This is a genomic window from Phyllobacterium sp. 01N428 (assembly GCF_056399405.1).
In genome coordinates this window covers 102,400-127,154 of record NZ_JBFTRH010000008.1, presented here as the reverse complement: position 1 = coordinate 127,154, position 24,755 = coordinate 102,400, and the positions used below count along the sequence as shown (strand labels likewise).

Below are 24,755 nucleotides of genomic sequence, written 5' to 3'. Positions count from 1 at the left end.
ACGTACGATGATCGAAATCTCGCGCGTGACGCGCAGCTACGGCGCCTTCAAGGCGCTCGACGAGACGTCGCTCTCGATCCGCGAGGGTGAATTCTTTTCACTGCTCGGACCGTCCGGCTGCGGCAAGACCACCTTGCTGCGCATGATAGCCGGTTTCGATACGCCCACGAGTGGCACGATCTCCGTCGACGGTCAGCCAATGGACGGGATCCCGGCCAATCGACGGCCTACCAACATGGTGTTTCAAAGCTACGCAATCTTTCCGCATCTGAACGTCGAGCAAAATGTCAGCTATGGCCTGAAGCGGCTCCGTCTCGATCCTTCCGAAGAAAAACGGCGCGTCGAGGAAGCGCTTGCCCAGGTTTCGCTCGGGGGGCTCGGCAAACGCGGCGCCACCGAACTCTCAGGCGGCCAGCGGCAACGCGTTGCGCTGGCGCGGGCGCTTGTCATGCGGCCAAAGGTGCTGCTGCTCGATGAGCCGCTCTCGGCGCTCGACAAGAAACTGCGTGAGCAGATGCAGGTGGAGTTGCGGCGGCTGCAGCAGGCGGTGGGCATTACCTTCATCCTCGTCACGCACGACCAGTATGAGGCGCTCGCCATGTCCGATCGCATCGCCGTCATGTTCGGTGGCAGGATTGCACAGGTGGCGACGCCGAAGGAAATCTACCAGCGGCCTACCAATTGCCAGGTCGCGGATTTTCTTGGCGGCATGAATTTCGTCAAGGCCAACATCGTCGAAGAAAATGGCAGCACCATCACGCTCGATACCCCGGTGTTCGGGCGCGTCAAGACCGACAAGCCGGTCGCGTTTGCCCGCAATGGCAATGCGGCGACGCTCGGCATTCGCCCGGAACGGCTGCGTGTCCTGTGGGACGACGCAACCGACAAGCATGAGGTGGCGGGGAAGGTGGTGGACCGGCACTATTTCGGGGAAATCACGCACCTGGTCATCGAGATCCCCGGCTTCGAAAAGCCCCTGTCCGTCACCGAGACGAATAATTTCGGCGCGGACGATATTCCTGTCGGCGCGCCGATCAGGCTGGCCTACGATCCGGATGCGCTCGTCGCGCTTGCGGACTGAAGCGAAACGATGGCTTGGGCGGCAGCTGACCTGCCGGCGACGATCGCGCCTTCGATGTAGCCGGGAAAGGACAGCGAAAGTTCCGATGCGCCGAAGGTGATACCCGGCAAGCCTTGTCTCAGCACATTCTCCGTTTCAGTGTCGGATGTTCCAACGTCAATGACATCGGAATAACCGCCACCGCTCCACGCATCATGCGACCAGTTCCTTAAAAGGATGTCCAGCGGCTTGCCTGCCTCCGGTCCAAGGGCCCTACTCAGCCGCAACAGCACTTCATCCCTCAGACCATTTTCTCCCAAGGCAGGCCATTCAACGGCGCAGCGTCCGCCTACGAACACCACGAGGGTGGGATGTTCCTGATCCTGACTGATGTCGCAAGCGAACAGTCCATGTGGTTCCAGGAAAATCACGCTTCCGCTCAAATTTGCAGTGCGCCAGAATGGCGTTCTGTAGCGAAGCAGCAGCTTGGCGACGGTCCCACTCTTCCAGGCAGCAAGAGCGTGGGAGATCGGTCCGGGTAGCGCCGGTTCAAACGCTATCTTGCGCACCATGGTCGGCGGGACAGTGAGAATGACGTGCTGCGTAGCGAAGCGCTGGCGCGCCGTGTCCACCTCAAAGCCCGATCCCTGCCGTATTATCCGCTCGACCGCGTGCCCCAGCTTCAATCTCCTCCCCAGTTCCCGACCAAGGTTTGCGGCGAGCGAATGCATCGTCTCCTTCAGGAAATACTGAAGCTCCGAGACCTTGTTGGTGATCCGCTCATCATTGTCGACAAGGAACCAGAGCGGCATGCCCTCGGCCGCGCGGCACCACAGGCCTTCAACGAGCGACAGGAACATTAATTTTGCGTCCGGTGGGTCGCCTTGACGCTGCAGCCATTCTGCCACGCTCAGGCCAGCGAGCGACGGATCGCGCGGATCGAGCTGGCGCAGGCGTCGGCGAATGGCTGCGGAACCTGCAGAAATATGCGCTGCATCATGCCTGCCATGCGGCGGGGGCTGGGCCATGGTATCACCGCCCTTTGGCGGCTCAAGAAACGTCTTGCCGTAGGCTCGAGCAAGGCCAGTGATTTCCTTCATGTCCTCGCAGAAGAACTGGCCGCCGACGTCAAGCAATTCTCCGAGCCCGTTGCTCTTGGCCTCGACCCGACCCCCGACGCGGTCACGTGCCTCCAGAACAACGTAATCGACGCCGGCGCTCTGCAATTCGCGGGCGGCGGAAAGACCGGCAAAGCCGGCCCCCACGACGACGACATCGGTCTCTGTGACCTTTGGGTTCAATAGCCCGCCTTGATCTTCTCGAACTCGGCAATCATCTTCGCCTTGAGCTCATTGGGAAGCGGCGATTGGAACAGAACGTTCTTCGTCGTTTCCTGGTTATTGGCATAGCCCTTTTCTTCGAGGAGTTTCGGATCGACGGAAGCCATGCCTTTGCCGTTGGCCATACCGTAACCCCAATCCTTGACCATGTAATTGGCAATGGCCGGATCATTTACCGCATTGAGAAAATCGTAAGCCTTTTGCTCGGAGCCCGGTGCATCCTTGAAGCGGACATAGCCGCAGACCCAGGTCGAGATGCCTTCATCAGTATCGGGCTTGCGTGCGACCGGCGTGCCATTCATGCCGAGCTGGGTGGCGGCATCGTTCCATGCCCAGGCAAGATCGACTTCACCGCCGCCCATGGCCTGTACGATCTCGGTCGTATCGGTCCAGTAGAGCCGGACATTCTTGTGCACGGCGCGCAGGAAGTCTGATGCCTCCTTGAACTGTTCGTCGGTCATTTTCGTCCAGTCGTGCAGGCCGATGGCAAGGCTGGCGAGGGCATAGGCATCGTCGACATTGTCGTCGATCGACACGCGCCCCTTGAACTTCGGATCGGCAAAGGCCTTGAGCGATTGGACGTCCTTTGCATCCACCTTCTCGGTATTATAGGTGAGCGAGGTATTGCCCCAGTCCCACGGCATGAACCAGGCCTTGCCGTCGGCGGTGGTGGCCAGATCCTTCATGGCCATGATGTCGGGGAGGAGATCATTCCAGCCGGCAATCTTCGATGTGTCCAGCGGCTGCAGCAGACCGGCATCACGCCATTTGGCGACACTTTGCGAGCATGGATGACCGAGATCGGCCTTGAAGCCTGAACGAACCTTCTCGAACGCCTCGTCCTCGTCGCCGAAGAAGGCGAAGGTCGGCGAATCGCCATTCTTGGCAGTGTAGCCCGGATGGAAAGACGGCTCCTCGTAGCCCGCCCAGTCGAAGACGATCAGATCGCCGTCGGCCGCAAGGGCGATTGTCGCCGCCGTTGCCGATAGTGCGGCAATTCCCAAAAATACGCTTACGCTTCTGCCAAGTCCTGTCATGGTTCATTCCCCATTTTTGATTGTTAGGCAATTTTTCTTGCGCGCAGCTCTTCCCTGGAAAAGTGCTTCGGAAACACCGAAACGAGGTGATCGCATGCCGCCGCATAGGCGGTCGCGCGCGTGACATTTTCCGTTCCCATCAGCAGTCGCAACCACAGGCCTTCCAGCATTGCGCTCAGCGCCAGCGCCGCAGATATCGGGTCGAAGTCATAATCTCCGCTCGACTTCAGTGCCGTGCAGATATCGATGATGACATTCTGGTAGTCCTCATCACGTGCGCCGCAGAGACTTTGGTAGGTAGGCCGAGACTTGGCCTCACCCCAGAAGGCGCACCAGGCGGCAAGCTTGCGCTTGTTGCAGATCGCACGATCGAAATCGGCGGCAACGACGCTTGCCAATTGCCGGGCCGGGTCGTCCCCTCCCTTGGCGAGCGCATTGCGCCAGTGAACCGCATATTCCTCGGACATGTACTGCAGTGTCGCGACGAGGAGTTTTTCCTTGCTCTCGAAGTGGAAGTTGACGATGCCGCGCGACAGGCCCGCACCATCGGCAACATCTGCCATCGTTGTTTCCGAATAGCCGCGCTTGGCCAGCGAATCGATCGTCGCCTCGATGAGCTGAAGCTGCCGCGTCTCCTTCGAGGCCTTTCGGCCGCGTTTACCTGGCTCTGCTTCCTTGATTGGTGTGACCTTCATGCTTGACCCTTCCTGCATCGCGCCGGCTTGCAGCTGCACCCGGTCAACGGATGAGTGAAGCGATGGGATGCATTGTCAAGCTTGGTCTGCATCATATTGGGCGCCAGGAACTCCAAGGTAGCTATCGTCGCGATCCACGCGATCGGGCCAAGATTAACCGACTGTCTTCAAAACGCAATCAAATTTGTTGAACATTCATTCAATATCTGCTGGACAGAAGACAATTTTCCGTGTGAAATTATGCAATAAGAAAATAAGGTGGAATGAAATCGCATGAAAAGCTGGGATGCAATTGTCATCGGCGCCGGGCATAACGGCCTCGTAAATGCCTGCTACCTGCAGCGCGCCGGCCTTGATGTGCTGGTCGTCGAAAAGAACGACTGGATCGGCGGCGCCGCGACGAGCCGTTCGCTGACGCCCGGCTACCTCTACTCCAACTGTTCATACGTGTGTTCGCTGTTCCGCCCGGAGATCATGCGCGATCTCGAGCTACCCCGCTTCGGACTTCAGGTCATTTCGTACGAAGGCGGCGCGGTCTTCACTCAGGACGGCGATTATCTTGCCAATTACCGTGATCATAATGCGCATCGGCGCGAGTTTGCCCGCTTTTCGCCGCGCGACGCCGAGGCCTATGACCGCTATGCCCGCGACGTGACGCGCCAGTGCCGATTCATTCAGCCGCTCTTGATGCGCACGGCTGCCGATCCGACGAGCCTGCGCCCGCGCGACATTTCCGAACTCATGTTTCTCGCCAAGAAATTCTCCGGTCTTGGAGCAAAGGAGATGGCGGACACGCTGCGTTTCTGGACGATGTCGATTTCGGACTTCCTCGACGAATATTTCGAGACCGACGTGATCAAGGCGAATTTCGCCCTGTCAGGTATCATAGGTACAGCGCTTGGTCCTATGTCGCCCGGCACGGCCTATGTGCTCCTGCATCACTATATGGGGGAAGTCGATGGTTCGGTCGGCGCATGGGGTTATGCGCGCGGCGGCATGGGAGCCGTCACGAAAGCGCTCGCCGCGTCGTTCGAAGCATCCGGCGGTACGATCCGCACCGGAGCCGAAGTGGACCGGGTGCTCGTCCGCAATGGCATCGCCAAAGGGATCGTCCTCGCCAATGGCGACGAAATTCACGGCAAGATGGTCATCTCCAATGCCGACGTCAAACGAACCTTCCTGAAGCTTGTGGAGGAAAAGGAACTCCCCTCCCCGTTCCTGCGCCGCGTGAAGAACTTCAAGATGCGCGGATCGTCAGGCAAGGTGAATATAGCCCTCGACTCCATGCCGGAATTTCCGGCATTGCCGAAGGACTCTCCCGTCTATCGCGGCGACATGCACTTTACCGACACCGTGGAGCGCATGGAGCGGGGCTATGACGACTGGAAAGCTGGACGCTGGTCGGCCGATCCGTTCCTCGACATGGTGATCCCGACGACGCTCGACCCCACCATGGCGCCGTCCGGCAAGCATTTCATGAGCTGCTTCGTGCAATATTGTCCGCCCAAGGTCGAGGGCCGGGAATGGACCGATGCCGACCGGGACGCCTTTGGCGAAACGGTCATCGCGCAGATCGCCGACTATTCGCCCGGGTTTCGCGATCGCATCGTGCACATGGAAATCCGTACCCCGCGCGAGATCGAAGCGGAAGTCGGCCTGACCGAAGGCAATATCTTCCAGGGTGAACTCACCTTCGACCAATTGCTCTTCAATCGACCGGTGCCTGGATACGCGCAGTACCGGTCTCCGATTGGCGGTCTTTACATGTGCGGTTCGTCGACCCATCCGGGCGGCGGCGTGATGGGCGCCCCCGGACGAAATGCTGCAGCCGAAATCCTCCGCGACCTGAAGCGCGGCACCAAACATATGAGCCCTGCCCATGACGTCATTTGATGCAATCGTAATCGGCGGCGGCCATAACGGACTGGTCGCAGCGGCAACGCTGGGCCGATCGGGGCGCAAGGTGCTGGTCCTAGAGGCAGGAAGCGATGCCGGCGGCGGCACGCGGACCGAGGAATTCGCACCTGGGTTTTCCGTCTCCACCCTTGCCCATGTCATCAACCGTCTCCATCCCGAAGTGGTGAGTTCGCTAGAGCTCGAACGCAACGGCCTGCGCGTTGCGCAGAGCGACTTCATGCCAAGCATTGCGCTTTCTGCCACGGGGCAACCGCTTGTGCTGACCGGCGCCTACGGGGAAGGCATTCAAGGTGCTGCGCCCTCCGAAACCGCTGCGTGGCGGGGATTGCGCGAACAGGTTTTGCAGTTCGCCGGGATCCTGAAGCCGATGCTGATCCGCCGTCCTCCCGACCTTCGCGGCAATATGGCATTGTCGGAAACCGCAGCCCTCGCAATGCTCGGCGTTTCCTTGAAACGACTTGGCAAGGAGGGGATGCGGGACTTCCTGCGCATGCTGCTGATGAACGTCTCGGACGTCCTCGACGAGCATCTTGAGGATGACCGGCTGAAGGGCCTCCTCGCCTTTGACGCAACGCTCGGCAGCCACCTTGGCCCTCGCTCCCCCACCTCGCTGCTCGGGCTCTATTATCGGTTGACCGGCGAAGTCGCCGGCGCCTCGGGCGCCCAGGTCGGCGCTGCGGGTGGGGCTGATGCTGTCATCGCCGCAATCCGCTCTGCCGCAGAGAAAGCCGGCGTTCGCGTGCGCTCCAATGCGCCGGTCGGCAGCATATTGGTCGAACGCGGCAAGGCCGTCGGCGCGGTCCTCGAAAACGGTAAGGTCCTGCGCGCCAATACGGTTGTCTCGGCGATCAGCGCGAAGACGACTTTCCTCAACCTCGTGGGAACCCCCAATCTCGATACGGGCTTCGTTCGCCGCGTCAGCAATATCCGTACCCACGGAAATGCCGCCAAACTCCACCTTGCGCTCGACGAATTGCCAAAGTTTCTCGGCGTCGATGAGGCCGGCCATCGCGGCCGTCTCGTCATTGCTCCTTCGGTCGATCATGTCGAGCGTTCTTTCAACCCGTCGAAATACGGTGAGTTTTCCCCCGAGCCGGTCATGGAAATCACCTTGCCGAGCCTCGTCGATGCCTCGCTCGCACCGGAGGGCGCCTGCACATTGTCGGCGATTGTGCAATATGCGCCCTACGCCCTGAAAGAGGGCTGGGCCGCTGGCAAGCCAAAACTCCAGGCGGCCATCATCGCGCAGCTGGAGCGTCACGCCCCCGGCATCGGCGGCTCGATCCGCCATGCCGAACTGCTGACCCCGGTTGATATCGAACAGCGCTATCGTATTCCCGGCGGTCATTGGCACCATGGTGAATTGCAGGCCGACCAGATGCTGATGTCGCGTCCCGTCTTCGGCGCCGAGGGTTACGACACCCCCATCGATGGGCTTTACCTCGCCGGTGCAGGCTCGCATCCGGGCGGCGGCATATCCGGAGTTCCGGGCCTCAACGCCGCACGCCGCATCATTGCAATGAAGGGCTGAGACCATGGAACACGCACCTTTGAGCAAGCTCTTGCCAGCCCGCACGCGCAAACAGGGACATTTTCGCAAGCCGCTGATTACAACGCCATACCAGCCGCGCCTCGAAGCCCTGATGCAGAGCGAGGAATGGTACGCCTGGGGCGGCTACAAGGCGCCCATGTCGCTGTGGGACGAGGAACTCGAATATTTCGCGATCCGCAGCCAGGCCGCATTGTTCGATATTTCGCCGATGGTGAAATACCGCATCGATGGCCCAGATGCGGAGGCCTATCTCAATCGCCTGACGTTGCGCGATGTGACCAGGCTCAAGCCGGGGCGCGTCCACTATACCGCCTGGTGCGACGACGAGGGACATGTGCTGGACGATGGCACTCTTTTCCGGCTGGCGCAAAACCGGATCCGCCTTTGCTGTCAGGAGCGACACCTGCCCTGGCTCCTCGATAGCGCGATCGGCTTCGATGTCACCGTTGCCGAGGAGACGGAAGCGGTGGCGGCACTGGCCTTGCAGGGCCCTGCTTCGTTCGCGGTGTTGCGCGACGCAGGTTTCGACGGGGTCGGAGCGCTCAAGGTTTTTGATCTTGCCGAATTCGCCCACGAGACCGGTACTGTCACTATATCGCGCACCGGATTCACCGGCGATCTTGGCTACGAACTCTTCATCGAGGCTAAGGCGGCGCTCAGCCTCTGGGACCGGCTGTTCCGTGCCGGCGAGCGACGGGGCCTTCGAGCGATAGGCTATGCGGCGCTCAATCGTGCGCGCATCGAAGCGGGCTTGATCGTTGCCAATGCCGACTTCATCACCGCCGACCACGCGCTGCGCGCTGATCGCACGCGCATGCCGGACGAGATCGGCCTCGGCTTCATGATCGACTTTAAGAAGGGCCACTTCAACGGCCGCAAGGCAATCGAGCGAGCGCGGTTCAAGAAGCAGTTGCGCCATGTCCTCGTTGGGCTGGAAATCGAAGGCAACATCCCGGCCGAACATGCAATCGTCTATCACAAGGGCAAGCGTGAAGTCGGTCTTGTCAGTGCCGCCATCTGGTCACCCCTTGCCAAGCGCAATATTGCGATCGCGAGTCTCGAACGGCCTTGTGGCGATACGGTCACCGATGATCTTTGGGTCGAGATCTATGCGATGCGCGAACTGCGCTACGAAAAGATGATGAAGCGTGCCAGGGTCGTGGCGAGGCCGTTCATAAAGCTTGACCGGCGCACGGCCAATCCGCCCGGGGATTTCTGATGCATGGGTCTGGCGAGGAGGCCCGCGAGCAATTTGCCCTGCTCAATACGCCGCTCGGACACAAATGGTCAGGCCGCACCCGCTACGCTGCCGCCATGTATTTCAACAAACGCGGTGAATTGAGTGATGAGGCCCTCGAGATATACCGGATTTGCGCGCGGATGGATGGTGAAGACCCGATTGCCGTTTTGAAATCCCAGCATGTAGGCATCGCCTGGCTCAACAGGCTCAATGAAGCATATCAGTAGTATTAATGTCACTCATCGAGAAAATATCAAGCAAGAGGCGTTCAAACTGAGACAAGGCAATTGCATTCATCAAGCATATCGAAATACTTCCGTGACGGGAGTTCGTCACGGGGCAACTGACACTCTGGGACCAGGACTGATGGAAAGGGGAACTTTCGCATGAATATAAAGAGCTTGCTTCTCGGCTCAGCCGCCGCCCTCATAAGTGCATCGGGCGCCTATGCCGCCGATGCTGTCGTGGTCGCCGAACCGGAACCGGTCGAATATGTCCGTGTTTGCGACGCCTATGGCGCCGGGTTTTTCTATATACCTGGAACAGAGACCTGCCTGAAGATCGACGGCTATGTCCGCTACGATGCCGCCGTCGGCGATGATCCATATGACGGCACCAATGTCGGCGCCGACGACAACGAAACCTGGTACAAGAAGACACGTGCCGAAATTAGGTTTGATGCCCGTTCCGAAACCGAACTCGGCACCTTGCGTTCCTATGCGGAAACACGTGTCGAGTTCGAAAACGGATCGGATATCGGCGCGACGCTTTCCCAGGCCTTCATCGAACTCGGTGGCTTTCGCATCGGCACGGCCGACGAACTCTTCGGTTCATGGACCAATTATGCCGGCAACATCATCAATGACGATGTGATCAACTATCAGTCCGGCGAGAGCAATCAGGTCAGCTACACGTTTACGGGCGGCAACGGCTTCTCCGCCATGATCGGCGCCGAACAGGGCCAGGATGACGTCACCGGTCTCGGCGGCAACTACGTCATTGAAGATTATATGCCGCATGTCCTGGCGGGCGCAAAATGGGAACAGAACTGGGGCGGCATTTCCGGCGTCGCTGGCTATGATTCCAACGTCGAGGAGTTTGCGGGCAAGTTGCGTCTTGATGTAAAGTTCAGCGAGACGTTCTCAGCTTTTGTCATGGGCGGCTACCAGTCAGATTATGATGACAATTTCGACCCGGATACGGGCGACGTCGATCCCAACAATCGCAACTGGTTCGGCACCTGGGAAGGCGATTGGGCTGCCTGGGCCGGCGTTACCGCAGCTCTCACGGACAAGGCAAACCTCAACGGCCAGGCTGCATATGAATCGGAAGGGACCTGGGCGCTGGCCGCCAACGTCGAATACACGCTGGTCCCCGGCTTGGTCATCACGCCGGAAATCAACTACACGAAGTTCGACGGCGCGCGCCGGGCATTCTCCGAGGCCAATGGCGGCGGCGACGACGCGCTCGGCGGAACCATCCGTTTCCAGCGCAACTTCTAACGCTCGAATGTCGATGAATTGGAGACGGCCCCGTTTGGGGCCGTTTTTCTTGGGGCCAACCCGGCGTTCCCGGCCTGAATGCGAGCGTCAGCGAAAACACTGTTGTTTGTCCGAAAACTGCAATATGCTGCATATCAAGACATCAAAGTTTCAGGACATCGATATGCATACCATTGGTTTCGTCGTCTTCCCGGACTTTCAAGTCATGGGATTTGCTGCGCTCACTGCATTCGAGATCGCCAATCTCACGGTCAACGAGCCGGTGTACACCATTAGCCTGCTCTCAGAGACCGGCGGGATGGTGCGTGCCTCGGCCGGCTTCAATGTAGAGACGGAGCCCTTCGGCAAGTCGACATTCGACACGGTCATCTTCGGTGCCGGGACGTCATTGCAACCGGCAACCCCAGGGCTCCTCGACTTTGTGCAGAAATCGACGCGGACATCGCGCCGGGTTGCCGCGCCATGCCTCGGCGCCTTTACGCTTGCCGAGGCAGGCATCCTGGATGATCGGCGGGCGACGACGCATTGGGCCTTCGCCCGCGAACTTCATAACCGCTTTCCCCGGGTGAAGGTGGAAGAGGACCGGATTTTCATCATCGATGGCCCTGTCTGGACCTCTGCCGGCATGACCGCTGGCATCGATCTGGCATTAGCGATGGTGGAGAAGGATCTCGGTGCTGAGGTAGCGCGTACAGTCGCCCGAAAACTTGTCGTGTATCATCGCCGTGCCGGGGGCCAGTCGCAGTTTTCCGCTTTGCTCGAGCTTGATCCGAAATCTGATCGCATCCAGAAGGCTGTCGATTTCGCCAAGCAGAACCTCAAGACAGATCTTTCGGTCGAGGACCTGGCGGATGCCGCGAACTTGAGTCCGCGCCAGTTCAGCCGGGCATTTCGCGCGGAAACCGGTCAGTCGCCTGCGAAGGCAGTCGAAAATCTGCGTGTGGAAACTGCGCGCCTGCTGATGGAGCAAGGCCGTCTCTCCATGGATATGATCGCAAATGAGACCGGCTTTGCCGACCGCGAACGGATGCGCCGCGCGTTTCTACGCGCTTTCGGCCAGCCTCCGCAGGCCATGCGGCGGATTTCCCGATTGTCGGCCTGACCCGATCCAAAATGCGGCTTCAGGTTCAGTAATTTCCGAGCGCAGCAAATGGGCTTTGGAGGTGCTAGATTGCGCAACCCTTGAGAAAGATTTCGGCGCACATTTTTGCCCGCGCGACAATTTCTTCGCTCTGCGGCGCGGGTTCCTGGCGCAGCATCGCTGCCCGCTGCGGCTCCATCACCATCATTCCGCGCAGCATACCGCTGGCAGCATGCGGATCGGTGAGCGCTATTCGCCCCCGCTTGATCTGATCGCGGAGCCAGGCCTCCATCACCGTATTCGTTTTGACGATTGCCCGCTCATAGAACGATGCCGCGAGCTCGGGAAACCGGTCGGATTCGCCAATGACAAGCCGTATAATATCAATCGTATCGTGCGACAGCGTCAGCATGCCATAGGCCGTCAGCATGCGTTCGAGACCTTCTCTCATATCCTCGTTTGCGTGGGCATCGGGATTGACCGCAAGGAAAAAGCGACCGATGCGATCGGAAATCATGCAGGCAAACAGATCCGCCTTGGTGGGAAAAAGCCGATAGAGGGTCTTGGTTGAAACGCCGGCGTTTTGCGCGATCGCGCTAATGCTCGCAGCGGCGTAGCCGCTCTCATGAAACTGCGCATTGGCAGCTTCGATGATGAGGCTCTTCGTATCATCGTCGCAACGGATTTGCGGGCGTCCTCGGGGGCGCTTCTCGATTTTGTGAATTAGGACCATCATCATTTTCCAAAATATTATTGACAAGTCATTTATAGAGCGTATTTTGGAAAACATCAAGTTTCCTAAATGGAAATTATCGACAAAGGCCGCAGCCCGAAGTGACGGCGACCCGTAAATTCGGAGATCAAAAATGAGCAAGCTGCATGCCTTGAACAATAATGTCGCCAAGCCCGACGAAACTGCACCAACCGCGGAAGCCGGCAGGCCCGTACTCGTGCCAGACGTGATGCCGGCACCCGCGGCCGACGCAAAGCCGGCCCGAAAACGCGGCCGACGTCTGCTGTTCGGGACCGCGGCGATCGTCCTGCTGGCTGGCAGCGTCTACTACGGCCACAATTACTGGACGGTTGGCCGTTTCAACGTCGAAACCGACGACGCCTATGTCAAGGCGGACAATAGTTCGGTCGCTCCCAAAATCTCGGGCTATATCGCCGAAGTTCTGGTCAAGGACAACGAAACGGTGAAGGCCCGTCAGCCCCTCGCCCGCATCGACGATCGCGATTTCAAGACCGCGCTCGAACAAGCAAAGGGCGATGTCGCTGCCGCCGAGGCGACGATCGAAGCAAAGCAAGCTTCGCTCGAGATTCAGGAGTCGGTCATTGCGGCTGCGCGCGCCACTGTCGATGTCGATCAGGCCAATGCAATCTTCGCCGAACAGAACAACAAGCGTTATGCGACGCTCGCAACCAGCGGCTATGGCAACATCCAGAATGCACAGCAGGCCGCCTCGCAGATCGCGGCGGCAAAGGCCACGGTCGTTCGCGATAGCGCTGCCCTGGACGCTGCGACCAAGCAGGTTGACCTGCTCAAGGCCGAACTTGCGCAGGCAAAGGCGGCTCTGGAGCATGATCTTGCTGTTCAACATCAGGCCGAACTCAACCTGTCCTATGCCACGATAATTGCGCCTGTCGATGGAGTCGTGGGCAACCGTACGCTGCGTGTCGGACAATATGTCCAGGCTGGAACGCAGCTCATGACGGTGGTGCCGACAGCTTCGGTCTACGTCATTGCCAATTACAAGGAAACGCAGCTTACCGATGTCCATGCGGGCCAGGCGGTCGATATCGACGTCGATATGTTTCCGGACCGGGTCTATCACGGTCACGTCGATAGCCTTGCTCCGGCGAGTGGACAGGAATTTGCGCTCCTGCCGCCGGACAATGCGACCGGCAATTTCACCAAGGTCGTGCAGCGCATTCCCGTGAAGATCGTCCTCGACGCCGATAGTGCCGCGGCCGGGGACCTGCGGCCCGGCATGTCCGTTCAACCAAGCATCGACACCAAGCCCGACGCTGCCCAGCGTCAGAGCCGTTGATGGCCGGCAGGAGGATCGTGTCATGTCTGCCGTCACATTCAACGCCCCAGCCGTGCCGCAGCCGCGCGCAAGCACAAAGGAGTGGATAGCCGTACTCGCCGGCATGATCGGCGCGTTCATGGCAATCCTCAACATCCAGATTACCAATGCATCGCTGCTCGATATCGAAGGCGGCATCGGCACCGGCGTCGATAATGGCGCCTGGATCTCGACGTCCTACCTCATCGGCGAAATCGTCGTAATTCCGCTTACGGCCTATTTCAGCAGCGTGTTTTCATTTCGTCGCTACATGCTTGTGAACACGATACTGTTCCCGCTGTTTTCGATAGCCTGTGCCTTCACGCATGATCTCGGCTCGATGATAGTCATGCGCGGCCTGCAGGGTTTTGCCGGCGGCGTGCTTATCCCCATGGCCTTCACCATGGTGCTGACGAAGCTGCCAAAGGCACAACAGCCGGTGGGCCTTGCGCTGTTCGCCCTGTCCGTCACTTTCGCTCCGGCGATTGGCCCGACGATCGGCGGCTACCTTACCGAGAAATACGGTTGGCAAACGATCTTCTTCATCAACGCGGTTCCAAGCGCCGTCATGGCGGTTGCCCTGGCGGCAACGCTGGACAAGGCGCCGATGCAGCTTCATCTGCTGAAGGAGGGCGACTGGGCCGGCATTTTCACCATGGCTATCGGCCTTTCGGCTCTGCAAACCGTGCTCGAAGAGGGCAACAAGGATGACTGGTTCTCTTCGCCCTTCATCCTGAAGCTCAGCGCTGTCGCCGTCGTCTTTCTGGTAACTTTCATCTGGATTGAATTGACCGTTGACAAGCCCCTGGTGAAACTCAGCCTCTTGAAGCAGCGCAACTTCGCCATCGGTGTCGTTGTCAACGTGCTGGTTGGCGTCGCCCTGTTTGGCACCGTCTATATCCTGCCCCAATACCTTGGGCAGGTGCAGCGTTACAATGCCGAGCAGATCGGCAATGTGCTTGCCTGGACCGGTCTGCCGCAATTGTTGCTGATCCCGCTGGTACCGATGCTGATGAAGCGTTTCGACGCCCGTTACATCGGCTTTCTCGGCATCAGCATCTTTGCTGCCAGCTGTTTCATGAACGTCATGCTTTCACCCGACAATGCCGGCGATCAGTTCTGGATCCCGAACATTGTTCGTGCAAGCGGGCAGGCGCTTGTCCTAACTCCGATAACTGCCATCACCACGGCCGGGATCGCCGCCGCCGACGCCGCTGCAGCATCGGGTTTGACGAACATGCTGCGCAATCTCGGCGGCGCGGTCGGTACGGCAACGCTCGGAACTGTTCTGACCAAGCGGGAACAATTCCACTCGAACATCATCGGCCAGTCTGTGACTTTGGCCCGCGACGAGGTCCATCAGCGTCTCGACCAGTTGACGGGTTATTTCATCGCCCACGGCGTTTCCGATCACGCCCTGGCCGCCCAACAGGCCGTCGTCGTCCTTGGTCGGCTTGTCAAGCGACAGGCATTGATCCTCGGCTTCGGCGACACCTTTGCGGTTATTGGCGTCCTGCTTGCTATTGCGGCAATTGCCCTATTGTTCGCCGAAAAGCCGAAAGGCGCTGCGGCGGCCGGCGCACACTGAGGCTCTCAATACCTCGCGCCTTGCCAATTTTGCGCAGGGCCATTAACTCGTGGCATGGCATTTACACTGCGGCAACTGCAATATTTCGTAGCGGTGGCGGAGCAAGGCTCCGTCACCAGAGCAGCACAGAATCTTTCCATTTCGCAGTCATCCATCACCGAAGCAGTGAAGGAACTTGAAAACGACCTTGGCGTCGAACTTTTCGAGAGGCATCCGCGCGGGCTTGATATCACCTATAACGGGCACCAGTTCCTGCGACACGCGACGAAGATCCTCGCCGACGTCTCGGATGCGCGCCGTTCTTTTTCCAACGATGCGCCGGTTATGGGTGGAAAGCTGCACCTCGGCGTGACCTCGCTGGTGGCAGGGTATGTGCTGTCCGACCTGCTTGCCAGGTTTCGCCGTGCAAGTCCCGGTGTCGAAGTGAGCGCCATCGAGGACAATGGTTCATATCTCGAACATCTGCTCGTCGGAGGCGAACTCGACGTCGCCGTCATGGTGATCTCCAACCTGCGCGATCGGATGGCGCTACAGGCTGAAATTATCGAGACCTCGCCCTATCGCCTGTGGCTGCCCCTCGGGCATCCGCTGGTCAGCGCCGACATCATTTCGATCAACGATATCGCGAAAGAGCCGTTGATCATGCTGACCGTCGACGAGATCGAGGAGAATACCGGCAAGCTTTTGACCGCTCTTGGTGCGCGCCCGCACGTGGCCTTTCGCACGCGCTCGGTGGAAGCCGTACGCAGTCTCGTGGCGACCGGTGCCGGCATCGCCCTTCTTCCCGATCTTGTGTACCGCCCGTGGTCGCTGGAAGGCGACCGCATCGAAAGCCGCGACGTTTCAGGCGCCCTCCCGTCGTCCAGGTCGGCATGGTCTGGCGCAAAGGATCGAGCCTGCCGCAGGCGGCGCGGGATTTCGTCGGCATAGCAGAAGCACTTCGCAGCGGGCGCACCCGTTAACTTCGGTAGATATCGGAAATTCCGATACCTACCTTCTCATAAATGAATTTGCGAATGCAGCGAAACAGAGGCAGTCTCTTCTCAGGGAACATGGCTCGCAAAATCGCGGCCGAATCGGGGAGATTCGAACATGAAGCAGCTACTCAAATCCTGCACTGCGCTAACGCTTTCGTTGGTGTTCGCGACACAGGTCATGGCGCAGGAAGCGCTGAAGGAACTCGGCAAAGGTGAAGGTGAAGTTTCGATCGTCGCCTGGCCGGGTTATATCGAACGGGGCGACACAGACAAGAACTACGACTGGGTGACCGGCTTCGAAAAGGAAACCGGCTGCAAGGTCACCGTCAAGACGGCGGCCACATCCGACGAGATGGTAGCGCTGATGAACGAAGGCGGCTTCGATCTTGTGACCGCATCCGGAGATTCGACACGGCGCCTGATCGCAGGCAAGCGGGTCCAACCAATTAACACGGACCTCATCCCTAGCTGGAAGACCATCGACGAGCGCATGCAAAATGCGCCATGGCATACAATCGATGGCGTCCATTACGGCGTCCCCTATGTCTGGGGCCCGAATATCCTCATGTACAATACGGATGTTTTCAAGGACAAGGCGCCGACGAGCTGGAGCGTGGTGTTCGAGGAAATGAATCTGCCGGACGGGAAGTCCAACAAGGGCCGGATTCAGGCTTACGACGGTCCAATCCACATTGCCGACGCTGCCAACTACCTGATGTTCCACAAGCCCGAGCTTGGCATCAAGGATCCCTATGAATTGAATGAGGATCAGTACAAGGCGGCGCTCGACATCTTGCGCGTGCAGCGCACGCTCGCCGGTCGTTACTGGCACGATGCGATGGTACAGGTTGACGATTTCAAGAATGAGGGTGTTGTCGCATCGGGATCCTGGCCGTTCCAGGTCAATCTCCTGAAAGGCGAGAAGCAGCCGGTGGCATCGGTTTTCCCGGAGGAGGGAACGACGGGCTGGGCCGATACGACCATGCTGCATGCTGACAGTAAGCACCCCAACTGCGCCTACATGTGGATGGAACATTCACTTTCGCCCAAGGTGCAGGGTGACGTTTCCGCTTGGTTCGGGGCCAATCCTTCGGTCGGTGCTGCCTGCAAGGGCAATGAGCTGCTGACGGAGGAGGGCTGCGCCGCCAACGGCTATAACGACTTCGCCAAGATCAAGTTCTGGAAGACGCCGGTTGCCAAGTGTGAATCACAGGGCCAATGCATTCCCTACAACCGCTGGGTCTCGGACTATATCGCCGTCATTGGCGGACGCTGAGACCGGTCACTGCCGCTGCGCCGCTTAATGTTTGCAGATTTGTCGACCGGCCATGGACGCCGGTCGATCGCAAACCGCATAGGTTAGGCCCGGGCCAATAGTAACCCAACTTACTGGAGCAAAGGCCATGACACCTGCTGTTCTATTCCAGAACGTATCCCGCCATTTCGGTGCCGTTCGTGCGGTAGATGCAGTTGATCTGGCAGTCGCTGAAGGCGAGTTCTTCGCAATGCTTGGCCCATCGGGATCGGGCAAGACGACATGCCTGCGGCTGATGGCCGGGTTCGAACAACCGACGAGTGGTCACATCGAGATCTTCGGAGAAACCGCCGAGGGCGTTCCCCCTTACAAGCGCAGCGTCAACACGGTGTTTCAGGACTACGCACTGTTTCCGCACCTCAATATTCTCGACAACGTTGCCTACGGGCTCATGGTGAAGGGCGCAGGCAAGGACGAGCGGCGCAAGGCCGCGGAGGACGCCCTCGCCATGGTGAAGCTTCCCGGCTATGGCTCGCGGCGTCCGGGTCAGTTGTCGGGCGGCCAGCGCCAGCGCGTGGCGCTCGCGCGTGCGCTCGTCAACAAACCGAAGGTACTTCTGCTTGACGAGCCGCTCGGCGCGCTCGATCTGAAGTTGCGCGAGCAGATGCAGGAGGAACTGAAGTCCCTGCAGAAGTCGCTCGGCATCACCTTTGTCTTCGTTACCCACGACCAGGGCGAGGCCTTGTCGATGGCCGACCGCATTGCGGTGTTCAATGATGGAAAAATTCAACAGCTTGGCACACCGGAGGAGGTGTACAAGCGACCGCAGACGCGCTTCGTCGCCGACTTCGTCGGTTCATCGAACGTGTTGCCGCCGGAATTCGTCAGCCAGTTTGGCGCTGCCAATCGCTATGCAAGCCTGCGCCCCGAGGCTATCACGCTCGGCCACGCTGGCGACGGCAAGCTGGTGCTTGACGGCACCGTCGTGTCGCGCAGCTTCCTTGGTGCGACCAACCGCATCCTCGTCAGCGTCAATGGCACGCGCATCCACGTGATGAGCCCGGCCGCAGCGACGGTCCCGGCCGAAGGCGGGCGCGTGACATTGAGTTTCGACCGGGCCGATCTCCACCTGATGGATCAGGCGTCATGAGCGCCATCGCGCAACAACGATCAACCCTCACCGATCGCGGCAGCTTGAGCGGGCGGCTCTCGGACTTCCTGTGGAAGCATCCGCATATTTTGCTCATGCTCCTGCTCGCCCCGCCGCTGCTGTGGCTCGGCATAATCTATCTCGGTTCCCTCTTTGCGCTCCTGCTGCAGAGCTTCTTTTCCATTGACGACTATTCAGGGCTTATCAACTACCAGTTTACACTTGCCACGTATGGCCAGTTGCTCAACGAAGCCAATTTGGACATCATCCTCCGGACGGTTCTCATGGCTTCGATCGTGACGCTGGTTTCGGCGGTCATTGCTTTTCCCATCGCCTATTTCGCCGCGCGCTATGCGCAAGGAAAATGGAAGGCCTTTTTCTACCTCGGCGTGATGTTGCCGCTCTGGTCGAGCTACCTGGTGAAGATCTATGCCTGGAAACTGATCCTCGCCAAGGAAGGCATCCTCACCTGGTTTCTGACCAAGCTCAATCTGATGTGGCTGCTCGACGCCTGGCTCTCCCTCCCGGTCATCGGAGGCAATTCCCTCTCGGTCAGCTATACGGGGACGTTCATCGTCTTCGTCTATGTCTGGATGCCGTTCATGATACTCCCGATCCAGGCAGCGCTCGAACGGGTCCCCGGCAACCTCATCGAAGCCTCTTCCGACCTTGGGGCCACGCCACAACAAACCTTCCGCCATGTCCTTTTCCCGCTTGCCCTGCCCGGAATCGTGGCAGGCTCGATCTTCACCTTCTCGCTGACGCTCGGCGACTACATCATTCCGCAGATCATTGGTTCGTCGCGCCTGTTTATTGGACAGGCGGTCTATGCGCAGCAGGGCACGGCGGGCAACATACCGCTGGCAGCGGCGTTCACCGTTGTCCCTATCGTGATCATGGGCTTCTATCTCTGGATGGCGCGGCGCATGGGGGCATTCGATGCGCTCTGATCGCTCTGCCCCGCTCGGACTGAAGATCGCTGCCGGTTGCGGCCTCCTCTTCCTGCATGTGCCGCTGCTTCTGATCTTTCTCTATGCCTTCACGACCGAAGACAAGAGCTACCAGTTCCCGCCGCCCGGCCTGACCCTCCAATGGTTCGCTGTCACCTGGGAGCGGCCCGATGTCTGGCAGGCGCTGTTTCTCTCCGTGCGTGTCGCGACGGTATCGACTATACTGGCGCTAATTCTCGGTACGCTTTGCGCCGCCGCCGTGAGCCAGACGCGCTTCTTCGGCCGCGAGACGATATCGCTCCTCGTCATCCTGCCGATCGCGCTGCCCGGCATCATCACAGGCATTGCGCTGCGGTCCGCCTTCAGCCTGGCCGATATACCCTTCTCGTTCTGGACCATCGTCCTTGGTCACGCGACCTTCTGCATCGTCGTCGTCTACAACAATGCAGTGGCCCGCTTCCGCCGCGTTTCCGGCTCGCTAATGGAAGCATCGATGGACCTCGGCGCCAACGGCTTCCAGACGTTCCGCTACATCATCCTGCCGAACATCGGAACCGCCCTGTTGGCCGGGGGCATGCTCGCCTTCGCCCTGTCGTTCGACGAGGTGATCGTCACCACCTTTACCGGTGGCCAGCAATCGACACTGCCGATCTGGATGCTGCAGGAGCTTATTCGTCCGCGCCAAAGGCCCGTCACCAACGTCGTGGCAATGGTAGTGGTGCTCGTGACGTTCCTGCCGATCCTTGCCGCCTATTACCTTACACGCGACGGCGACCAGATCGCCGGTTCAGGCAAATAATAAGACTATGGGAGAACATGTCATGGATACGCAATTGCTCATCGGGTCAAGGTTCGAAGCCGGAACGGAAACGGAGGAACAGATCCTCAATCCCAAGACCGGCGCCAGGATTATCGATCTCGCCGAAGCTTCCCACAGCCAGATCGACGCGGCGGTAGATGCTGCCGAAGGAGCTTTCCTGGGCTGGTCGCGCACAACGCCGGCCGAGCGCGCGGGGTATCTTCTGAAGATTGCGGACGCCATCGAAGCGGAGGCAGACGGTTTTGCCGCGCTCGAAGCACTGAATTGCGGCAAGCCGATCAATGCGGTGCGCAACGATGAACTGCCGGCCATTATCGACTGCTGGCGGTTTTTTGCCGGAGCAGTTCGCACATTGACCTCCCCTGTTGCCGGAGAATATCTGCCCGGACATACCTCCATGATCCGCCGCGATGCGATCGGCATCGTCGGCTCGATTGCCCCATGGAATTATCCGTTGATGATGATGGCCTGGAAGCTGGCGCCAGCGATCGCGGGCGGCAACACAGTCGTGTTCAAGCCATCGGAGCAGACACCGCTTACAGCCTTGAAAATGGCGCGCCTGCTCGCCGGAATATTGCCTGAAGGTGTCGTGAACATCATCCTTGGCCGCGGCGAGACCGTCGGCAACGCCCTTATCAACCATCCGAAGATCGCCATGGTTTCCATTACCGGTGACATTGCGACAGGCAAGAAAGTCTTGCAGGCGGCGGCGAAGACCGTCAAGCGCACCCATCTCGAGCTTGGCGGCAAAGCGCCGGTAATCGTATATGGAGACGCCGACCTTGAAGCCGTCGTCAATGGCATCCGCACGTTCGGCTACTACAATGCCGGCCAGGACTGCACTGCGGCCTGCCGCATCTACGCGCAAGACAGCATTTATGAGCGCCTGGTGGCCGACCTGTCTTCGGCAGTGTCGACGATCCGCTATAACGACCCTGACGACACGGTCAATGAGATCGGGCCGCTGATCTCGGGACGCCAGCGCGACCGGGTTGCGAGCTTCGTCGAACGGGCAACGGAACAGAAGCATATCGAGATCACGACGGGCGGCGGCCCCGGCAGCACCAATGGATTTTTCTTTCAGCCGACGGTGGTCGCCGGCGCCATGCAGGAAGACGAAATCGTGCGCAGGGAAGTGTTCGGACCGGTCGTTTCCGTGACACGGTTCAAAGAGGACCAGCAGGCGGTTAATTGGGCCAATGACAGCGATTACGGTCTGGCGTCGTCGGTCTGGACCCGTGACATCACCAAGGCGATGCAGGCAGCATCACGCCTGCAATATGGCTGCACCTGGATCAACACGCATTTCATGCTCACCAACGAGATGCCGCATGGCGGCGTCAAGCAGTCAGGCTACGGCAAGGACATGTCTGTCTACGCGCTGGAGGACTATACGGCCGTGCGCCACATCATGATCAATCATGGGTAAGGCCTTGCGCCTTGTAAAAGAGGAAGCGGGGCCATTGGTCGGCCCCGCCGCTTCAATCAGCTACGGATGAACGCGAGAAGGTCCGCGTTGATTGTCTCTGCGTGGGTCGTCGGCATGCCGTGCGGGAAGCCCTTGTAGGTCTTGAGCGTTCCATTCTGCAAAAGCTTTGCCGACAAAGGAGCGGAATCGGCATAAGGAACGATCTGGTCGTCGTCGCCGTGCATCACGAGTACCGGGACCTTGATCTTCTTCAGATCTTCGGTGAAATCGGTCTGCGAGAAGGCGACGATGCCGTCATAATGCGCCTTGGCGCCGCCCATCATGCCCTGACGCCACCAGTTCTGTATCACGGCCTCCGACACATTGGCGCCGGGCCTGTTGTAGCCATAGAACGGGCCGGCCGCTATCGCACGATAGAAATCACTGCGGCCTGCGGCGAGCTGCTTCTGGAAGTCGTCGAATACATCCTTCGGCAGTCCGCCGGGGTTAGAGTCGGTCTTGACCATGAGCGGCGGCACTGCACTCAGGATCGCCGCCTTGGCTACCCGGCTTTCGCCATGACGCGCAATATAGTGCACGACTTCCCCGCCGCCGGTGGAATGGCCGACGTGAATGGCGTTCTTCAGGTCGAGCTTTTCGGTCAATGCAGCAAGATCATCGGCATAATGATCCATGTCGTGGCCGTCGCTTACCTGACTTGAACGCCCGTGACCGCGCCGATCGTGGGCGATGACGCGAAAACCGTTGTTGGCGAAGAACATCATCTGCGCATCCCAATCGTCCGCCGATAGCGGCCATCCATGGCTGAAGACGATCGGCTGCCCTGCTCCCCAGTCCTTGTAGAAAATCTCGACCCCATCCTTTGTATTGATCGTTGGCATATCGCTCTCTCCTGACGGTTTGAATTGGACGGGACGGAGGGTATTGCAGCCGCGCTCGAAAGCAAATGCCATCTAGGCACAACTTATCGGGGAAATATTCCGATCCAAGTCAATCATTGGCTGGTCTACGTAGTTTTCTCGGCAGAGCCTAGGGTTAGTGCTGATTGCGGCGGGCTGATCCCGTCAATATTGTCGATATCTCAAGTTCCCCTCTCTAGACTTGAAACTTGGCCCGCCGCTGCTGCAAACCCCTGGCAGCGGCGGGCGCATTTGTTTCTGGCGGCAGGTTGCCTGTAGCGAGGCACGAGGCCCGCTGAATGGATCGCACGCAATCGTTTGGTACAGACCTGCGCACTCTGCGTATCAGTGCGTCGTTGCGCCCCGTACCCGCCCCGGCGTCTCCCCGTAAGCCTTTTTGAAGGCCTTTATGAAGTGCCCGGCGGTCTCGAAGCCTACCTCAATGGCGATCTCGATCAGCGGCGCCTTGGTCTGCAGGAGCAGCGCCCGCGCGCGATGCAGTCTCAACGCCATATAGGCCTGAGCGGGCGAGCGGCCTGTCTTTTCATGGAAGAGACGCTCCAATTGGCGACGCGAGATGCCGACAGACGCTGCGAGGTCGGGGATGCTGATAATGTCCTCGACGTGCCGTTCCATGGTGATCAGGATCGACTTCAGGCGATCGTCGCTGCAGTCGATATCCAGCGGCCTGCGCGGCTGAATATCGAGCGCAGTTCGTGCCCGTTCTATTTGCAGCACTTCGAGCGCGTTGCGTTCGGCGTCCCTGCTGATCGACTGGCGCACGATCGACGCCGCCAGATCGGCGGCACTGGTGCCGCCAGCACAGGAACCGCGCGCCTTGTCGAGGTTGTACAATCGATCGGAACGTACCGCCAGATCAGGAAAGCGTTCCCTGAATGCCTGGTAGTGCAGCCAGCTGACGCACGTCTCATGATGATCCATCAATCCGGCTTCCGCCAGAATGAACGAACCGGTGCACACGCCGATCAGAGGCACCTTTTGCAGATCTGCCCGCTTGAGGAAAGCGATCGTGTCGTTGTCGATGGGGCGTTCCACGGTCAACAGCCCCCCGACCACCACGATGTAGTTAAACTGACCGGGATCAACGAAATCCGACGTCGGAGCCACCTCGACGCCGCAACTTGACGTGATCAGATGCCGGGTGCTGCCGAGCACCTGCCAGTCGGCATGCACCCGTCCAGAACGGTCGAGTTCATCGCTTGCCAGCCGCAACGTATCGACGAACATGGCAAAGGCCGACAGCGTGAAGGAACGCGCGAGGACGAAGCCGATTTTCAATCGCGCCGTCTCGGAGGTCAGGGGTCTCGCATTCATCCGTCAGTCCTTCTATGGCGTCGTCGATAATGCCTTGGCCTTGCGGTAAGCGGCGTCAAGACCGGCGTCCACCGCGGCGTCAAAGCCCCCTTGCCGCATGGCAATGATGCCTGCCGCCGTCGTCCCCTTATAGTCCACGAACGATTTGACCGTCTCGGATGGCGATGCGCCGTTGAACTCCTGAAGCCGGCCAGCGCCAATGATCATCTGCTCTGCGGCGCGGCGCGCGACGTCAGCGGGAACACCCCGGGCCACCGCATGGTTCATCATCGCTTCGGCGAGCAAGGCCGGGAATGCAGCGCCCGAACCCGACATGGCGGTGAAGTAATCAATGTGCTCCTCCTCGCTGACCGCGTCGACCACGCCGCAACTGCGGAACAGCCTCGCTATCGTATCGCTATCTCCGGGTTCAGGCGAATCGATGAAGAAGGGGGTATAGGAATAGCCGAGTTCTGCTGCCGCATTGGGCAGTGCGCGGGCTACCCTATTGCTGCCGGTTCGTTGCTTGATGCCCTTGATCGTCACACCGGCCATTACCGACACCACCAATTTTCCCGCGGCGTCGATATCGACAGCATTCCAGTCGTTCGGCCGCACCGAGAGCACAATGACATCAGAATTCTTTACGAGTTGCGTGTTGTCAGACGTCCAATGACAGCCGAGCGATTTTTCTGGTCGTCCGCTGCGGAACGAGCAAGTGAGCCGTTCAGACGCGACTGTTCCCGAACCGACAAGAGCTTTCGCTATGGCTGTTCCCAGCCAACCCGACCCTCCAATGATGCCTATGCGATCGATGTGAACCATGCGGGGACCTCCTTGCTGTCAAGCATCATACGCGACCTGAGGTTCCATGACCGCG

The 24,755-nt window shown here is 59.3% G+C and carries 21 protein-coding genes and 1 pseudogene; 15 read left to right on the top strand and 7 right to left on the bottom strand.

Annotated features, from left to right (window positions below):
- Nucleotides 1–7: 7 nt before the first annotated feature.
- A complete protein-coding gene (locus tag AC1DNI_RS18985; protein WP_091924370.1) occupies nt 8–1,081 on the top strand; it encodes an ABC transporter ATP-binding protein in 1,074 nt (357 codons plus the stop codon).
- On the opposite strand, the gene AC1DNI_RS18980 is transcribed toward AC1DNI_RS18985, so the two are convergent.
- The 3 genes from AC1DNI_RS18980 to AC1DNI_RS18970 are packed head-to-tail and all read right to left on the bottom strand — an operon-like array spanning nt 1,045 to nt 4,132.
- Nucleotides 1,045–2,361: a flavin monoamine oxidase family protein gene (locus AC1DNI_RS18980; RefSeq protein ID WP_477692981.1), complete on the bottom strand. Its 1,317-nt coding sequence runs from the start codon at nt 2,359–2,361 to the stop codon at nt 1,045–1,047. The genes AC1DNI_RS18985 and AC1DNI_RS18980 overlap by 37 nt on opposite strands.
- On the bottom strand, nt 2,358–3,437 hold the full coding sequence (locus tag AC1DNI_RS18975; protein WP_477692980.1) for an extracellular solute-binding protein: 1,080 nt from the start codon (nt 3,435–3,437) through the stop codon (nt 2,358–2,360). The genes AC1DNI_RS18980 and AC1DNI_RS18975 overlap by 4 nt, the downstream gene beginning before the upstream one ends.
- Before the next feature lie 23 nt (nt 3,438–3,460).
- A complete protein-coding gene (locus tag AC1DNI_RS18970) occupies nt 3,461–4,132 on the bottom strand; it encodes a TetR family transcriptional regulator C-terminal domain-containing protein (protein WP_246272723.1) in 672 nt (223 codons plus the stop codon).
- Between the two features lie 273 nt (nt 4,133–4,405).
- Between AC1DNI_RS18970 and AC1DNI_RS18965 the strand changes: the two genes are divergently transcribed.
- The 6 genes from AC1DNI_RS18965 (at nt 4,406) to AC1DNI_RS18940 (ending at nt 11,445) form a co-directional block, all read left to right on the top strand.
- Nucleotides 4,406–6,025: a phytoene desaturase family protein gene (locus AC1DNI_RS18965; RefSeq protein WP_477692979.1), complete on the top strand. Its 1,620-nt coding sequence runs from the start codon at nt 4,406–4,408 to the stop codon at nt 6,023–6,025.
- Nucleotides 6,012–7,580: a phytoene desaturase family protein gene (locus AC1DNI_RS18960; protein WP_477692978.1), complete on the top strand. Its 1,569-nt coding sequence runs from the start codon at nt 6,012–6,014 to the stop codon at nt 7,578–7,580. The genes AC1DNI_RS18965 and AC1DNI_RS18960 overlap by 14 nt, the downstream gene beginning before the upstream one ends.
- 4 nt (nt 7,581–7,584) lie before the next feature.
- On the top strand, nt 7,585–8,820 hold the full coding sequence (locus AC1DNI_RS18955) for an aminomethyl transferase family protein (protein WP_477692977.1): 1,236 nt from the start codon (nt 7,585–7,587) through the stop codon (nt 8,818–8,820).
- Nucleotides 8,820–9,068 carry an aminopeptidase gene (locus AC1DNI_RS18950; RefSeq protein ID WP_228020338.1) on the top strand — a complete coding sequence of 83 codons (249 nt, stop codon included), beginning with the start codon at nt 8,820–8,822 and terminating at the stop codon, nt 9,066–9,068. Before AC1DNI_RS18955 ends, AC1DNI_RS18950 begins: the two co-directional genes overlap by 1 nt.
- 159 nt (nt 9,069–9,227) lie before the next feature.
- Nucleotides 9,228–10,343: a porin gene (locus AC1DNI_RS18945; protein ID WP_113280979.1), complete on the top strand. Its 1,116-nt coding sequence runs from the start codon at nt 9,228–9,230 to the stop codon at nt 10,341–10,343.
- A 163-nt stretch (nt 10,344–10,506) separates the two neighbouring features.
- Nucleotides 10,507–11,445: a GlxA family transcriptional regulator gene (locus AC1DNI_RS18940; protein WP_477692976.1), complete on the top strand. Its 939-nt coding sequence runs from the start codon at nt 10,507–10,509 to the stop codon at nt 11,443–11,445.
- 64 nt (nt 11,446–11,509) lie between these two features.
- Here the strand turns inward: AC1DNI_RS18940 and AC1DNI_RS18935 are convergent, their stop codons facing one another.
- Entirely contained in the window at nt 11,510–12,157 is a 648-nt protein-coding gene (locus tag AC1DNI_RS18935) for a TetR/AcrR family transcriptional regulator (protein ID WP_477692975.1), read from the bottom strand.
- A 133-nt stretch (nt 12,158–12,290) separates the two neighbouring features.
- Here AC1DNI_RS18935 and AC1DNI_RS18930 point away from each other — a divergent pair, with 133 nt between their 5' ends.
- The 8 genes and pseudogenes from AC1DNI_RS18930 (at nt 12,291) to AC1DNI_RS18895 (ending at nt 21,662) form a co-directional block, all read left to right on the top strand.
- Entirely contained in the window at nt 12,291–13,475 is a 1,185-nt protein-coding gene (locus tag AC1DNI_RS18930; RefSeq protein ID WP_477692974.1) for an HlyD family secretion protein, read from the top strand.
- A 22-nt stretch (nt 13,476–13,497) separates the two neighbouring features.
- Nucleotides 13,498–15,081, top strand: coding sequence for a DHA2 family efflux MFS transporter permease subunit (locus tag AC1DNI_RS18925; protein WP_477692973.1), 1,584 nt, complete (start codon nt 13,498–13,500; stop codon nt 15,079–15,081).
- A gap of 54 nt (nt 15,082–15,135) precedes the next feature.
- Nucleotides 15,136–16,043, top strand: a pseudogene (locus AC1DNI_RS18920) (LysR family transcriptional regulator).
- A gap of 130 nt (nt 16,044–16,173) precedes the next feature.
- Entirely contained in the window at nt 16,174–17,334 is a 1,161-nt protein-coding gene (locus AC1DNI_RS18915) for an ABC transporter substrate-binding protein (protein ID WP_228020342.1), read from the top strand.
- 127 nt (nt 17,335–17,461) lie between these two features.
- Nucleotides 17,462–18,463, top strand: a complete 1,002-nt coding sequence (locus tag AC1DNI_RS18910) for an ABC transporter ATP-binding protein (protein WP_153670106.1) — start codon at nt 17,462–17,464, stop codon at nt 18,461–18,463.
- Nucleotides 18,460–19,413: an ABC transporter permease gene (locus AC1DNI_RS18905; RefSeq protein ID WP_477692972.1), complete on the top strand. Its 954-nt coding sequence runs from the start codon at nt 18,460–18,462 to the stop codon at nt 19,411–19,413. The genes AC1DNI_RS18910 and AC1DNI_RS18905 overlap by 4 nt, the downstream gene beginning before the upstream one ends.
- Complete coding sequence (locus tag AC1DNI_RS18900) at nt 19,403–20,212, top strand: ABC transporter permease (protein ID WP_091924331.1); 810 nt, start codon at nt 19,403–19,405, stop codon at nt 20,210–20,212. Before AC1DNI_RS18905 ends, AC1DNI_RS18900 begins: the two co-directional genes overlap by 11 nt.
- Before the next feature lie 22 nt (nt 20,213–20,234).
- Nucleotides 20,235–21,662, top strand: coding sequence for a gamma-aminobutyraldehyde dehydrogenase (locus AC1DNI_RS18895; protein WP_477692971.1), 1,428 nt, complete (start codon nt 20,235–20,237; stop codon nt 21,660–21,662).
- A gap of 56 nt (nt 21,663–21,718) precedes the next feature.
- On the opposite strand, the gene AC1DNI_RS18890 is transcribed toward AC1DNI_RS18895, so the two are convergent.
- From AC1DNI_RS18890 to AC1DNI_RS18880, 3 genes are all read right to left on the bottom strand, one after another.
- Complete coding sequence (locus AC1DNI_RS18890; protein ID WP_477692970.1) at nt 21,719–22,543, bottom strand: alpha/beta fold hydrolase; 825 nt, start codon at nt 22,541–22,543, stop codon at nt 21,719–21,721.
- 363 nt (nt 22,544–22,906) lie between these two features.
- Nucleotides 22,907–23,896, bottom strand: coding sequence for a GlxA family transcriptional regulator (locus AC1DNI_RS18885; protein ID WP_477692969.1), 990 nt, complete (start codon nt 23,894–23,896; stop codon nt 22,907–22,909).
- A gap of 12 nt (nt 23,897–23,908) precedes the next feature.
- Nucleotides 23,909–24,700 carry a pyrroline-5-carboxylate reductase family protein gene (locus AC1DNI_RS18880; protein WP_477692968.1) on the bottom strand — a complete coding sequence of 264 codons (792 nt, stop codon included), beginning with the start codon at nt 24,698–24,700 and terminating at the stop codon, nt 23,909–23,911.
- Between the last annotated feature and the right edge of the window lie 55 nt (nt 24,701–24,755).

Coding starts and splice junctions, on each gene's coding strand:
- AC1DNI_RS18945 (WP_113280979.1), top strand. CDS start 9,228: ATGAATATAAAGAGCTTGCTTCTCGGCTCAGCCGCCGCCCTCATAAGT.
- AC1DNI_RS18965 (WP_477692979.1), top strand. CDS start 4,406: ATGAAAAGCTGGGATGCAATTGTCATCGGCGCCGGGCATAACGGCCTC.
- AC1DNI_RS18940 (WP_477692976.1), top strand. CDS start 10,507: ATGCATACCATTGGTTTCGTCGTCTTCCCGGACTTTCAAGTCATGGGA.
- AC1DNI_RS18910 (WP_153670106.1), top strand. CDS start 17,462: ATGACACCTGCTGTTCTATTCCAGAACGTATCCCGCCATTTCGGTGCC.
- AC1DNI_RS18960 (WP_477692978.1), top strand. CDS start 6,012: ATGACGTCATTTGATGCAATCGTAATCGGCGGCGGCCATAACGGACTG.
- AC1DNI_RS18895 (WP_477692971.1), top strand. CDS start 20,235: ATGGATACGCAATTGCTCATCGGGTCAAGGTTCGAAGCCGGAACGGAA.
- AC1DNI_RS18950 (WP_228020338.1), top strand. CDS start 8,820: ATGCATGGGTCTGGCGAGGAGGCCCGCGAGCAATTTGCCCTGCTCAAT.
- AC1DNI_RS18970 (WP_246272723.1), bottom strand. CDS start 4,132: ATGAAGGTCACACCAATCAAGGAAGCAGAGCCAGGTAAACGCGGCCGA.
- AC1DNI_RS18985 (WP_091924370.1), top strand. CDS start 8: ATGATCGAAATCTCGCGCGTGACGCGCAGCTACGGCGCCTTCAAGGCG.
- AC1DNI_RS18925 (WP_477692973.1), top strand. CDS start 13,498: ATGTCTGCCGTCACATTCAACGCCCCAGCCGTGCCGCAGCCGCGCGCA.
- AC1DNI_RS18930 (WP_477692974.1), top strand. CDS start 12,291: ATGAGCAAGCTGCATGCCTTGAACAATAATGTCGCCAAGCCCGACGAA.
- AC1DNI_RS18975 (WP_477692980.1), bottom strand. CDS start 3,437: ATGACAGGACTTGGCAGAAGCGTAAGCGTATTTTTGGGAATTGCCGCA.
- AC1DNI_RS18915 (WP_228020342.1), top strand. CDS start 16,174: ATGAAGCAGCTACTCAAATCCTGCACTGCGCTAACGCTTTCGTTGGTG.
- AC1DNI_RS18905 (WP_477692972.1), top strand. CDS start 18,460: ATGAGCGCCATCGCGCAACAACGATCAACCCTCACCGATCGCGGCAGC.
- AC1DNI_RS18900 (WP_091924331.1), top strand. CDS start 19,403: ATGCGCTCTGATCGCTCTGCCCCGCTCGGACTGAAGATCGCTGCCGGT.
- AC1DNI_RS18885 (WP_477692969.1), bottom strand. CDS start 23,896: ATGAATGCGAGACCCCTGACCTCCGAGACGGCGCGATTGAAAATCGGC.
- AC1DNI_RS18880 (WP_477692968.1), bottom strand. CDS start 24,700: ATGGTTCACATCGATCGCATAGGCATCATTGGAGGGTCGGGTTGGCTG.
- AC1DNI_RS18955 (WP_477692977.1), top strand. CDS start 7,585: ATGGAACACGCACCTTTGAGCAAGCTCTTGCCAGCCCGCACGCGCAAA.
- AC1DNI_RS18890 (WP_477692970.1), bottom strand. CDS start 22,543: ATGCCAACGATCAATACAAAGGATGGGGTCGAGATTTTCTACAAGGAC.
- AC1DNI_RS18935 (WP_477692975.1), bottom strand. CDS start 12,157: ATGGTCCTAATTCACAAAATCGAGAAGCGCCCCCGAGGACGCCCGCAA.